Here is a 12,295-nt window from a genome sequence, read left to right as displayed (position 1 = left end):
AATTTATGGTTGAAATTTATTTTGCTCTAAATTTAGAGCCTTAAAGGCTCTAAATTTGGTTATTTTACCTCGTATCTCTCACCTGGCATCATTTCTATGATTTTCCACGGTAGTCCTTGCGTCATAAGCTCATCCATAAAAGGCTTTGCGTCAAATTCCTCCATATTAAACACGCCTTTACCACTCCAAATTCCCTTAGCTATCATTTTTGCCCCTATCATCGCTGGAACTCCTGTGGTGTAACTTACTGCTTGAGCACCAGTTTCAGCGTAGCACTCTTCATGATCGCAGACATTATAGATATAAACTTGCTTTTCTTTGCCGTCTTTTAAGCCTCTAATTACGCAACCGATATTTGTTTTGCCTTTTGTGCGTTCGCCCAAACTCGCAGGGTCTGGCAAAAGTGTCTTTAAAAACTGAATTGGCACTATTTTCACGCCGTTATGTTCAACTTCGTCAATCCTTAGCATTCCAACATTTTCAAGGCATTTCATATGCGTTAGATAACTCTCTCCAAAAGTCATAAAAAAGCGGATTTGCTTTAAACCTTTGATATTTTTGCTTAGACTTTCAAGCTCTTCGTGATAAAGCAGATAGCTATCTTTTACGCCAACTTCTGGATAATCCCATTTAAACATTATTTCCATAGGTTTTGTTTCTATCCATTCGCCACTTTCCCAATTTGTCGCGGTTTTGTTCTCATTTTTTTCATTTTTTGCGTTTTCATCTTTTTTCCAGTATCTGCCATTTGCTGAAACTTCTCTTAAATTTATCTCAGGATTAAAGTTTGTAGCAAAAGCATATCCGTGATCTCCTGCGTTACAATCCAAAATATCAATGTAATGAATTTCATCAAACAGATACTGCTGTGCGTAAGCACAAAAAACATTTGTAACACCTGGGTCAAAACCACTTCCTAAAAGCCCTAAAATACCAGCTTTTTTAAACTCATCATCTTTTGCCCACTGAAGTTTATACTCAAATTTTGCAGTATCAGGGTGTTCGTAGTTTGCCGTGTCGATGTAGTGAATTTTTGCCTTTATGCAAGCATCCATTAAAGTTAAGTCTTGATATGGAAGTGCGACATTTAGTAAAATTTCAGCACCTGTTTTTTTGATTAACTCCACAACCGCGTCCGTATCGTCTGCGTCAATTTGTGCTGTATGAATTTCCACGCCTAGGCGATTTTTTATAAACTCAGCTATCGCATCGCATTTACTTTTTGTCCTACTTGCTAGAGTGATTTTAGTAAAAGTATCTGAGTTCATCGCACACTTTACAGTTGCTACTTGACTTACTCCACCAGCTCCGATTATTAATAAATTTGCCATTTTTATCCTTTAATGTAAATTTGAGCTTATTGTAGCAAATTTACATTAAAATTTGGATACATTAAAGCATATCTATAAATTGGATTAATTTTGATTAGAATTTAGTTAAATATTAAGAAAATTGTAATTTAAATTTAGATACGATTATTAAAAATCATTTAGGATACAAATGTGCCATATAACTAAAAGCCTAAGTGCTTTTCTACCAAAAGATAGAGCCAAACTAAAACTCATAGATGAGAGATTTTATCTTCTTGATAAAAGTCAGCAGAGTAACTTTATAAGGAGAGTTTTAGAACTTGATTTAAAAGAGCCTTTGATTGTTATTTGGGGTGGAAATTTTGCTCTTGGCTTTATAGGACTAAATTACTTTATGCTTGGTAAAAATGGCTATGGGATATTAAGAGTTGTTTTTACATTTTTAACTATTTTGTTTTTTATCTTATCTTTCAGTGCTGTTTATAGCGAAAGTTATCAATTTTTTAGTGTTTACTTTATGGGGTTTTTGCTATTTTTTAGTCTTAACTCTGTTTGGTGTTTGGTTGATATGTTTACTATGGGAAATTACACGAGAAATCACAATTATAATAAAATAATTAATTTACTTAAAAAGGATATGAAATGAATTCAGCAAGTATTTTTTTAGCTTTAGAAAAGAAATTGCCAAAAGATGAGATTTTAAAACAAAAGCTTATAGATAAGCTTGATACGCTTAGTGATGAGCAAAGAGATAGAGTTTTTGAAAGAATTCCATTTTTAAAACTTAAAAGTCCAGCAGTAATATTTTGGGTGGGAAGCTTTTTGCTTGGACATTTTGGAGTAAATCGTTTTATGATAGGCGAGACTTTAATGGGGGCATTAAAACTAGGGCTATATTTAATAAGCGTGGTTGTTGATGTTTTTGATAGTGATGAGATGTCTATTTTGTATGGTATTTTGACCATTGGGGTGCTTATTTGGTGGATAGCTGATCTTTTTACAACTGGACCAAAGGTAAGAAAAGAGAATTTAGATAAGATATTTTATGTTATAAATGAGGTAAAAAACACTAAAGGAGATAAAAATGTCGAGTAATGAAAAAACAGCTATATTAATGATGTGGAATGATAAACTTAACGATGCACAGTTTGCTTATCTTTCAAAGGAGCTTGAAAATATAAATATTGTAAATAAAAAAGCCCTTGAGCCACTCTATATTTTAGAGCTTAAAAGTCCTATAATCGGACTTGCTTTAGGATTTTTCCTTGGAGTTTTTTCAGTTGATAGATTTTATAAAGGAGATATTGGTTATGGCATAGCAAAACTTTTGCTAGGATGGCTTACACTTTTTATATGGAATCTTATTGATATTTATTATGTTTATGTGGGTATACAAAAAGATAATTTTGATAAAATAAGCTCGGCACTGCTTGAAGTAAAAAGAAAAAATAGTTATTTTGAGAAAAGCTAGTTTAGATATATAACTACCCTATAAATTTAGGGTAGTTTTTATTACTTAATTTTATATTTTAAGATATATGCTTGATAAAATTTGTAACTATTTTTCTCAAAATTTGAGTAATTTAAGATATACAAAAGAAAATCAAAGCAAATTTATACTAAAATACAGATTTAAAAATCTAAAAAAGGACACAAATGAATGAAAATATAACAAATTTCGCTTTTGCTACTATTACCAAAACGGCTGAAATGGTAACTATTAGGCTTGATTTTTATGCTACTTTACTGGCTATTTGCCTAGTGCTTTTAGTTGGTGGGCTTATTACTAAAAACTGGAAATTTTTAAGAAAATATGATATTCCAATACCAGTAACTGGTGGACTTATTTTTGCTTTTGTGTTTTTTATATCTCAAGTTGTATTTGGTGTGAAAATAACTTTTGAAGAGAGTATAAAAGATCCATTTATGCTTATGTTTTTTACTTCTGTGGGTCTTAGTGCGGACTTTGCAAGCCTTAAAAAAGGTGGCAAACTTCTAGTACTTTTTGGAATTTCTGTTTGTCTTTTTCTTTTTGTACAAAACATCGTCGGAATTGGTGTTATGAGTGCTATGGGCGAAAACCCACTACTTGGACTTTTAGCTGGTTCTATCACTCTAAGTGGAGGTCATGGCACAGGTGCAGCGTGGGGTAATGTCTTTAGTGCAGATCCATATAACTTCAGTATAGCTATAGAAGTTGCTATGGCGAGTGCTACTTATGGACTTATAGCGGGTGGACTTTTAGGCGGTCCGATTGCTGGAAGACTTATCACAAAGTATAATTTAAAACCAACTGAGCTTGCAAGTGAAAATAGCACAAGTGATTATGCTTTTGCTGAACCTGAAAAACAACGCCTAATAACAACTGAGTCATTTCTTACAAGTATGGGGCTTTTTGCGTTTTCTATGTTTGTAGGAACAACTATAGCAGCCCTTACAAAAGGTAGCGCTATAACAATGCCAACATTTGTGTGGTGTCTTTTTACCGGTATTTTAGTTAGAAATTCTTTGTCTTATTTTAATATCCATCAAGTTTTTGATAGAGAAGTTGGGGTAATAGGAAATGTAAGCTTATCGATGTTTTTAGCAATGGCGATAATGACTCTAAATTTAGTAGAACTTACCAAGTTAGCCGTGCCTTTGGTAGTGCTTTTAGCTATTCAAACTGTTGTGATAATCCTTTGGGTTAGATATGTGACATTTAGTATTTGTGGCAAAGACTATGATGCAGCGTGCTTAGTAGCTGGGCATTGTGGTTTTGGAATGGGTGCAACTCCAACAGCTGTAGCAAACCTTCAAGCAGTAACTTATCACTTTGGACCATCAAATATCGCATTTATTATCGTTCCGATAATGGGTGGATTTTTTGTAGATATCGCAAATGCTTTAACTATCACGCTTTTCTTAAAGCTTCCTTTGTTTGGATAAAAAGATAAATTTTATATTGATTTCATAAAGAGGCGATCTTAAATTTTTAGGGTCGCTTTTAAAAATATTACCCAAATTTAATTGTTGAATAAATTTATAACTAAAAAATAAACTGTCTCGTATGAATTTACTAACTAAAAGTTTGTTTTATAATATTTACAAATGTATGTTTTCTAAATTAATAAAATTTATTTTTAATTAATGATAATTACTATCAAATTTATCTTATTGTAAGTTTATTAAAGATAAAATACCTAATGTTTAAAATTTATTAATAAGGAAAATGCAATGAGTAGAAAAACCACTCTTAGCTTAGCTTTAGTTTGTTCATTTGGTTTTGCAAATGAGACTATAAAGCTCGATGAGATAGAGGTTGTCTCAGCCTCTGGTTATGCCCAGCAGTTGATCGACGCACCAGCAAGTATTAGCGTTATAAAAGGTGAAGATTTACAAAAACGCCCTGTAAAAGATATCGGTGAGATGATAGAAGAAATCCCTGGCGTTGATACAAGTGTGCATGGAAATAGCGGTCTTAGATCGTTTAATATAAGAGGCTTTGGTCCAAAATATACTCTTATTTTAATCGATGGAAAAAGGCAAAATGCAGTTGATGGGATGTATTCTAACGGAATGGATGCAACTGCGTCAGCTTTTATGCCACCAGTTGGTATGATAGAAAGAGTTGAGGTTATAAAGGGTCCTGCTTCAACGCTTTATGGCTCAGAAGCAGTTGGTGGTGTTGTAAATATCATCACTAAAAAGCACCCAAATAAACCAACTGGGTCCATTCAAGTAGAGGGTGGTTTGCAACAGCACTCCGAGTATGGAAACAGCTGGGGAACAAGTGCTTTTGCATCAACGCCTGTGATTGATGATGTGCTATCTTTTGGGCTTAGATTTGGCTATTATACAAAAGAACAAAACGATGTAAAATGGCCTGGAGTTCCAAGCAGTGCAAGAGAGATAGAAAAGGCTTATGGCGGACCAGGTGAGTATAAAAACTTAAACTTTGGCTTAAGGCTGGACTACTCTTTAAATGAAAATAACCATTTTTATTTAGATTATGACCATACAACAAATGAGATAATTACTAAAAAAGCTGGCGGAAGTGTCGCGATGAAGCCAGTAAATGGGGTTGCTCAAGGTGCAAGACCGTTTTATTATAAAACACAAAAAGATACTTTTGTATTAAATCACGATGGAACTTACAACTGGGGCTCAACAAATTCGTATTTACAATACAACCACATGTATGGAAGTGGCTCGTTTAAGGGCTTTGATAGTAAAATGTACACTGCTGAAAGCAAGGCGGTACTTCCATTTAGCGTTGGGTCGTGGGGTGATTTTATCACAACTTTTGGATTAAGATTTGATAAAGAAGAACTTTATGATAGAAAAGTAAGTAATGTTGTCTCATTTGAAGGGACAAAATCTCAAAAAAACTTAGCCGTTTATGCTGAAAATGAGTGGCTTATAACTAATGATTTGATCTTTACAACAGGTCTTAGATATCTTTATAATGATATTTTTGGTTCAGAAATAGTTCCAAGGGTTTATTTAGTCTATCATGCAAATGATTATCTAACCCTAAAAGGTGGCGTTGCAAAAGGGTATAAAACTCCAAGTCCAAAAGATTTAAACAAGGGCTTAGCTGCATTATCAGGTGATTCTGCGACCTTTGGAAATCCTGATTTAAAACCCGAAAGTAGCATAAACTACGAACTAGGTATGAATATTAACATTCCTGATATTATGAATATCTCGCTAACTGGCTTTATAACTGACTTTAAAGATGAGATAAAATCTGTGCATAATGTCCCTAATGGAACAAATGCAGGTCATGGAATTTGCGATGGAAACAGCTTTGTTTGTAGAAGTATGCAAAACTTAAATAAAACTCAGACAAAAGGTATAGAAATAGGCATAAATACTGCTAAATTTAATGGATTTAGCTTTGATGCAAGTTACACCTATATCGATAAGAAAAATAAAACAAGTGGTAAAAACTACGGAGATGTCATAGGCGATGTTCCAAGGCAAGTTGCAATGGCAAAAATCAACTATGAAATAGGCTATTTTAGTGCGTTTTTTAAAGCTAGAGCTAGGCTTGATCACATAAATACAGGAAGAGGTAAGAAAAATGTGCCAAAATATAAGGATTTTTACGCGTTTGATTTAGGAATGCAGTATAAAATCAATGAGAACCAAACTATAAATTTCGTAGTAAATAATATCTTTGATAAAGAGTATATCGAGCCAGTTCACACTGGAAATAGAAGAAATGGATATGGAGAAATAGTTCCAACTTATACAAACGAGTATAGCGATTTTACAGATAGACGAAATTTTTGGTTAAGTTATAGATATGACTTTTAATTTTTAAAAACCATTTTAAAAACTCCTTTTTCATTAGCCCCGCTTTGGGGCTAAGTTAAATTTATACAACTTTTATAAATTTAAGAAATCATATTTATTTTTCTATCAAAACACTTGCTGGATTGATATCATCACCATAAACTGGGCGAATAGTTTTATCATAAGCAGCAGCGAAAAATTTCTCACTCTCAAGCTTTGCGATTAGCTCATTTAGCCAATTTAGAAGCTCTTTGTTGCCTTTTTTAACAGCTGGAGCAATAACATCTTCATTTCCTAAAGCCTCAATAGCAACTACATGTCCAGGATTATTTTTTGCCCAGGCAAATAAAAATACATTATCATGTGCTAACGCATCGCCCCTACCATCAAGCATAGCAGCTAAAGTCTCAGCGATTTGATCAAATTTTAATATCTTTGCGTCTGGTTTGTTTTTAGTGAAATATAGATCCGAAGTTGTTCCTTTATTGATAAGCAAAGTTTTGCCTTTTAAGTCATCAACGCTTTTAATAGGATTACTTTCTTTACTAACAACGCCAATGCTTACCTTCATATACGGACTTGCAAAGTCAACAACTCTTTCTCTCTCTTTTGTTTTAGTGAAATTTGCTAATATAATATCAACTTTATTAGCGTTTAAAAATTCAACTCTTGTAGCTGGATCGACTAACAAATACTCTACCTTGCTCTCATCGCCAAAAAGCTCTTTTGCTATTCTTTTAGCAAGTTCTATGTCATATCCTGCGTTTTTACCATCGCTATCGATATATCCAAATGGCAACTTATCGCCAAAAACTCCTATTTTAACTATGCCACGCTTTTGTATCTCATCAAGCGAAGAAGCATTAAGCGTGATAAAGCTAAGTGCTAAAGCTGTAAAAATTGTTAGAATTTTTTTCATTTTCTATCCTTTGTATAAATTCCTTAAACTAAGGGCTTTTGTGATTATATTAATTATTTTTAAATATTTTGATATTTTTTAACTATTTCATCATTTTGCATATCGCTAAATTTGCCATATGTCACAAGATTAGCACTTTCTATGATGATGAAATTTTTAGATACTTTTTGCGCTAAATTTAGATCATGAGTTATAAAAATTATGCTAGTTTTTATACCTTTTATAAGCTCTAAAAGTTGAGCGATATTATCATCATCAAGACCAGATGTTATCTCATCTAGTATTAAAATTTCAGATTTTATAAGTAAAGATTTTAAAATCCCAACTCTACTTGCTTCGCCACCACTTAACTCGTGTGGATATTTATCAAGGGTGTTTTTGCTTAAATTTAGGCTTTTTAGACTGTCTAAGATTCCTATAAATTTTGTGTTTTGGTATTTTTCTAAAAGCTTTAGTGATGTTTTGATTTTAAGGGCTGGGTTTAGGCAGGATTTTTGATTTTGCATAAGAAGTGATATTTTAGAAAATTCTTTAAAATTATCAAAATTTAAACTCTTACCGTTTAGCAAAATAGTTCCGCTTTGTGGTTTTATAAGACCAGCTATAACCCTAGCTAACGAGCTTTTACCACTTCCGCTTACGCCAAGTATGGATAAATTTTCACCACTTTCTAAGCTAAAACTTATATCGTTTAAAATGGTTAGTTTTTTAGCTTTTTTGTTAAAATGCTCTTTAAAGTCATATGACAAAGTAATATTTTTAACCTCTAGCATGGCTTTAGTTCTCCATTTTTCATCTCATAAAAGCTATCTCCAACAGAGTTTGCAACGCTTTTTTGGTGCGTGATAAAGATTATTTGGCGGTCTTGTTTGATTAAATTTATGATATCAATAACTGCTTTTTGATTTATAGTATCAAGGCTTGCTGTTATCTCATCACAAATTAGCATTTTTGGTTTTAAACAAAGCGCAATAGCGATATTTACTCTACTTGCTTCGCCACCACTTAGTTCATATGGAAATTTATGCCAAAGAAGGTTTAAATCATCAAACCCAAGCTTTTGTAAATACTCAAAAGCTACTTTTTTAGGATTTTTTATAGTTTTTTTCAGATATAGATTAAAGCTATCTCCAATATTTAAAAGCGGATGCAAAGAACCAACTGGATTTTGAAAAATCAAAGCAGAGGTTTTTTGCCTAAATTCTCTTAAATTTGCACCCTTTAAATGTAAAATATTTTGGTTAAAAACTTCAAATTTATCTGCACTTAGTTTAAAATCGCTATCAAAAAGCTTTATAAAACTTTTAGCAAACATTGACTTTCCAGAGCCACTTTTGCCCATTATACACACGCACCCAACACCATTTGTAGCAAAATCAATGCTTTTTAAAATTTGAGTATTTTTGTAAAAAAGGTTTAAATTTTTAATATTTATCATACTTTTATGCCTTGATTTTCTAACTTTGAACTTGCATAAATAATGGCAAATATCACTAAAAACAGCACAAATCCAGGAAAAAATCCAACCCACCAACTTCCCATTAAAACAGCACTTGTGCTTTCATTTAACATAAGCCCAAGGCTTATAAGACTTAAATCCCCACCCATTCCAAAAAAGCTTAAAGTTGCTTCATACGCCATAGAGTGAGCGATATTTATAGCAAAAAGTGATAAGAAAAGCCCTTTTAAATTTGGTAAAATTTCAAAAAATAAAAGCTTAAATTTGCTATCACAAAAGCATTTTGCCTGTAAAATATAAGGCGAAGTTTTGATAACTTTGATATTTGTTATAAAAACCTTAGCAGAACTCATCCATGAAAAAATGGCAATTACTAAAATCATATCTAAAATTTCACCACTAGTTATGGTTGAAAAAATCATAATAAATAAAATATTAGGCACTGCTAAAAACGCATCGATTATGTGTTCAAAAACGCTTGAAATTTTAAAAATTTGAGAAATTCCAGCGTAGATAAAAGCTAAAATAGTTGTTAAAATTCCAGCAAAAAATCCTATAATTATAGATGTTTTTAAGCCAAAAATCGTTCTTGAAAAGATATCTCTACCTAAAAAATCCGTCCCAAAAACATGCTTAAAATTTGGAGCTAAATTTGAGCTTTGGAAATTTGTTAAATTTGGATTTATCAGCGGCAAATACTCAACGCCAATGACTAAAAAAGCACAAATAATAATAAAAAATAAAAATAATTTACTTTTCATAATTTCTCTTATCAATCAAAATAGATAAAATTTCAGCTATTAAATTTGCCAAAACAACGATAATGCCACTTACTAAAAGCGTAGCAAGAACTACAGGATAATCTTTTGCGATTATTGAATTTAGTGATAACTCACCAACTCCAGGGTATGAAAAAACAGCTTCTATCACATATAGCCCACCAAAAATAGAACCAGCTAAAGTCCCAAAATAACGAACTATACTAGGTGAAATATATAAAATAGTAAGTTTATAAATATCAAATTTATTAAGCCCTCTTGCAATAGATGCTTGGATAAATTCTTTATTTATATTTTCTACAAACAGATCTCTAATAAATTTGATATTTATGCCAATATGTGGCAAAACTATAGCACAAAGCGGCAAAATGGTGTGCTTTAAACTAAAGCCATTTTGACCTAAAAAATTCGCTCCAGAACTAGGAAGCAAGCCCAAATTTACACTAAAAATTATAATAAGCATAAGCCCAAACCAAAAGTGTGGCATACACATAAGAGTAAAAGTACTAAAATTTATAAAATAATCAACAAAGCTATTTTTATAAACAGCACTAATTATGCCTAAAATAAGTGATAAAAACATAATAAAAAAATAGCTAAGCCCTAGCAAAATAAGACTATTTGGCAGACGCTCCACAATAATAGAACCAACACTTTGCCCATTTATAAAACTATGACCAAAATCAAAAGTAAAAATGCTTTTTAACCATAAAAAATACTGAGTAAAAAACCCCTTATCAAGTCCTAAATTTATCAAGATTTGCTCTTTTTGCGATGTACTTATAGACTCAGGACGAGAAAACATAGCACTTGTCACATCGCCAGGAAGTAAAAAAAGAACTAAAAAAACGATAAATGATAGCCCAAAAAGCATTAACGCACTTTGGGCTAGTTTTTTAGAGATTAAATTTATCAATCTTTAAACTTCCACTCATTTATATTCCATAAAAATCCAGCACCGTGGTGTCCTAAAGTTTGGGTTTTTATGCCTGTTAGGTTTTTGTTATGAGCAAGGTTAAAGTCAAGATAAGCTACGAAAATATATGGAGGATTTTCATAAATCGCATCTAAAAATTCCTTATAGTAAGCCTTTCTTTTTTCTATATCATTTGTGCTTCTTGCATTTTTTAAAGCCTCATCAGCGTTTTCATCTTTATAGTGACTATAGTTCCAGCCGTTTTCATTTATGTCGCTATCAGCAAAACTTCCAAAAATTCTATATGTGTGAAAATCAGGATCAAATGGGCTTCCCCAGCCGATTATAAAGCTATCAACATCAGCTATTTTAAAAGCTGTTTTTGGCTTAGCGTAAGCTTTTGCATCAATGCCTTGTTTTTGAAGTTCAAGACTTAAAATATTTGCAATAGCAACTCTTAGTGGATCTGAGTTAAAGCTATAAATATCAAAGCTTAAAGTTTTACCATCTTTTTCATAAATTCCGTTTTTATTCTTTTTCCAGCCAGCTTTAGTTAAAATTTCATCACCTTTTTTAGGATCAAAGCTATATTTTTTGCTTAGGTCATTTGCAAAGCTTTTTTGGATTGGGTTGTGAGCTACGATTCCTTGATTGTGTAGTAGGTTTTTAACGATTGAGTCTTTATCTGTGAAGTAGTTTAGAGCTACTCTAACGGCTCTATCTTTTAAAATTTCATGGTTAAAGTTAAACATTAAAGCCCTATAATCAGCACTATCAAATTTAATAACATCTAAATTTTTATCACTCTTAGCAAGCTCAACTCCGCTTGAGTCAATCAAAGCCGCGTCTAACTCGCCGCTTTTAAGCTGCATAAGTCTTACATTTGCATCAGGAACTACTTTTAGAAAAACTCTTTTTATACTTGGCTTTGTAGCGTAATACTCTTCATTTGCCACAAATTCAACGCTTTGACCTTTTTTCCACTCTACAAATTTATATGGTCCTGTTCCAACTGGATTTTCATTAAATTTATCAGAGTCAATGTTTTTTCCTTCTAATAAATGCTTAGGCAAAACTCCAAAACTAAGAGCGTCTAAAAATGGTGGAAATGGCGAATTTAGTGTTACTTTTAATTTATATGGATCTAAAATTTCAACGCTTTTTACCATCTCATAGTTAGCAATGGCTGGTGAATTTAGAGTTTTATCTTTTGCACTTTCAATGCTAAATTTAACGTCCTCAGCACTAAATTTTTCGCCATCATGCCAATACGCGTCATCTCTTAGAGTAAAAACATACTCAAGCCCATCTTCGCTTATCTCCCAGCTTTTTGCTAAATCAGGAACGACTTTTGTGTTTTCATCGTGTTTTGTAAGTCCTGAAAAAAGCAAACCTAAAGTTGGGTCATGGTCTTCATCATATAGTGGATTAAGACGCTTGGTTTCGCCCTCAATTCCCACAACTAAAACATCCTTTGCAAAGGCAAAATTTAACGCCAAAGCAAAGAGTAGAAATATCTTGAAAATATTTTTCATATCACATCCTTTACTGAAAATTTCTAGTATTATAATATTTTATTAGTAAAAGTATTATTAAACTAGGAGTTTTTAGTATTTTTAATTTATTGCT

12 protein-coding genes are annotated in these 12,295 nt (G+C 32.2%); 5 read left to right on the top strand and 7 right to left on the bottom strand.

Annotated elements, in window-relative coordinates; translation table 11 throughout:
* Positions 1 to 59 precede the first annotated feature (59 nt).
* The gene (locus tag CCORG_RS07655; RefSeq protein WP_025801844.1) at positions 60 to 1,331 is read right to left on the bottom strand and encodes a saccharopine dehydrogenase family protein; all 1,272 of its coding nucleotides are present in this window, start codon (positions 1,329 to 1,331) and stop codon (positions 60 to 62) included.
* Between the two features lie 169 nt (positions 1,332 to 1,500).
* On the opposite strand from CCORG_RS07655, the gene CCORG_RS07650 reads away from it, so the two are divergent.
* The 5 genes from CCORG_RS07650 (at position 1,501) to CCORG_RS07630 (ending at position 6,614) form a co-directional block, all read left to right on the top strand.
* A complete protein-coding gene (locus tag CCORG_RS07650; RefSeq protein ID WP_025801842.1) occupies positions 1,501 to 1,956 on the top strand; it encodes a hypothetical protein in 456 nt (151 codons plus the stop codon).
* Positions 1,953 to 2,405, top strand: a complete 453-nt coding sequence (locus tag CCORG_RS07645) for a TM2 domain-containing protein (RefSeq protein WP_025801840.1) — start codon at positions 1,953 to 1,955, stop codon at positions 2,403 to 2,405. The genes CCORG_RS07650 and CCORG_RS07645 overlap by 4 nt, the downstream gene beginning before the upstream one ends.
* Positions 2,395 to 2,781 (top strand): TM2 domain-containing protein, encoded by a 387-nt coding sequence (locus CCORG_RS07640; RefSeq protein WP_025801838.1) that lies wholly within the window; start codon positions 2,395 to 2,397, stop codon positions 2,779 to 2,781. Before CCORG_RS07645 ends, CCORG_RS07640 begins: the two co-directional genes overlap by 11 nt.
* A gap of 239 nt (positions 2,782 to 3,020) precedes the next feature.
* Positions 3,021 to 4,238, top strand: coding sequence for a sodium/glutamate symporter (gltS, locus tag CCORG_RS07635; protein ID WP_025801836.1), 1,218 nt, complete (start codon positions 3,021 to 3,023; stop codon positions 4,236 to 4,238).
* A gap of 288 nt (positions 4,239 to 4,526) precedes the next feature.
* Positions 4,527 to 6,614 (top strand): TonB-dependent receptor domain-containing protein, encoded by a 2,088-nt coding sequence (locus CCORG_RS07630; protein WP_025801834.1) that lies wholly within the window; start codon positions 4,527 to 4,529, stop codon positions 6,612 to 6,614.
* 94 nt (positions 6,615 to 6,708) lie between these two features.
* On the opposite strand, the gene CCORG_RS07625 is transcribed toward CCORG_RS07630, so the two are convergent.
* Genes CCORG_RS07625 through CCORG_RS07600 form a run of 6 tightly spaced genes read right to left on the bottom strand, consistent with a single transcriptional unit; the run spans position 6,709 to position 12,201 of the window.
* Positions 6,709 to 7,512: a cysteine ABC transporter substrate-binding protein gene (locus CCORG_RS07625; RefSeq protein ID WP_025801832.1), complete on the bottom strand. Its 804-nt coding sequence runs from the start codon at positions 7,510 to 7,512 to the stop codon at positions 6,709 to 6,711.
* Positions 7,513 to 7,571: 59 nt separating this feature from the next.
* Complete coding sequence (locus CCORG_RS07620) at positions 7,572 to 8,285, bottom strand: ATP-binding cassette domain-containing protein (RefSeq protein WP_025801830.1); 714 nt, start codon at positions 8,283 to 8,285, stop codon at positions 7,572 to 7,574.
* Positions 8,279 to 8,950, bottom strand: coding sequence for an ATP-binding cassette domain-containing protein (locus CCORG_RS07615; protein WP_034971322.1), 672 nt, complete (start codon positions 8,948 to 8,950; stop codon positions 8,279 to 8,281). Before CCORG_RS07615 ends, CCORG_RS07620 begins: the two co-directional genes overlap by 7 nt.
* Complete coding sequence (locus CCORG_RS07610) at positions 8,947 to 9,732, bottom strand: ABC transporter permease (protein WP_025801826.1); 786 nt, start codon at positions 9,730 to 9,732, stop codon at positions 8,947 to 8,949. Before CCORG_RS07610 ends, CCORG_RS07615 begins: the two co-directional genes overlap by 4 nt.
* On the bottom strand, positions 9,722 to 10,666 hold the full coding sequence (locus CCORG_RS07605) for an ABC transporter permease (RefSeq protein WP_025801824.1): 945 nt from the start codon (positions 10,664 to 10,666) through the stop codon (positions 9,722 to 9,724). The genes CCORG_RS07610 and CCORG_RS07605 overlap by 11 nt, the downstream gene beginning before the upstream one ends.
* Complete coding sequence (locus CCORG_RS07600) at positions 10,663 to 12,201, bottom strand: ABC transporter substrate-binding protein (protein WP_025801822.1); 1,539 nt, start codon at positions 12,199 to 12,201, stop codon at positions 10,663 to 10,665. The genes CCORG_RS07605 and CCORG_RS07600 overlap by 4 nt, the downstream gene beginning before the upstream one ends.
* Positions 12,202 to 12,295 lie beyond the last annotated feature (94 nt).

This window comes from Campylobacter corcagiensis, assembly GCF_013201645.1.
Taxonomy (GTDB): Bacteria; Campylobacterota; Campylobacteria; order Campylobacterales; family Campylobacteraceae; genus Campylobacter_B; species Campylobacter_B corcagiensis.
The sequence above is the reverse complement of the archived record's forward strand: the minus strand, read 5'-3'. Positions and strand labels throughout refer to the sequence as shown.

Excerpts from the sequence above, each read along its gene's own strand:
- CCORG_RS07600 (WP_025801822.1), bottom strand. The coding sequence starts at position 12,201 with ATGAAAAATATTTTCAAGATATTTCTACTCTTTGCTTTGGCGTTAAAT.
- CCORG_RS07620 (WP_025801830.1), bottom strand. The coding sequence starts at position 8,285 with ATGCTAGAGGTTAAAAATATTACTTTGTCATATGACTTTAAAGAGCAT.
- CCORG_RS07630 (WP_025801834.1), top strand. The coding sequence starts at position 4,527 with ATGAGTAGAAAAACCACTCTTAGCTTAGCTTTAGTTTGTTCATTTGGT.
- CCORG_RS07625 (WP_025801832.1), bottom strand. The coding sequence starts at position 7,512 with ATGAAAAAAATTCTAACAATTTTTACAGCTTTAGCACTTAGCTTTATC.
- CCORG_RS07610 (WP_025801826.1), bottom strand. The coding sequence starts at position 9,732 with ATGAAAAGTAAATTATTTTTATTTTTTATTATTATTTGTGCTTTTTTA.
- CCORG_RS07645 (WP_025801840.1), top strand. The coding sequence starts at position 1,953 with ATGAATTCAGCAAGTATTTTTTTAGCTTTAGAAAAGAAATTGCCAAAA.
- gltS (WP_025801836.1), top strand. The coding sequence starts at position 3,021 with ATGGTAACTATTAGGCTTGATTTTTATGCTACTTTACTGGCTATTTGC.
- CCORG_RS07640 (WP_025801838.1), top strand. The coding sequence starts at position 2,395 with ATGTCGAGTAATGAAAAAACAGCTATATTAATGATGTGGAATGATAAA.
- CCORG_RS07655 (WP_025801844.1), bottom strand. The coding sequence starts at position 1,331 with ATGGCAAATTTATTAATAATCGGAGCTGGTGGAGTAAGTCAAGTAGCA.
- CCORG_RS07615 (WP_034971322.1), bottom strand. The coding sequence starts at position 8,950 with ATGATAAATATTAAAAATTTAAACCTTTTTTACAAAAATACTCAAATT.
- CCORG_RS07650 (WP_025801842.1), top strand. The coding sequence starts at position 1,501 with ATGTGCCATATAACTAAAAGCCTAAGTGCTTTTCTACCAAAAGATAGA.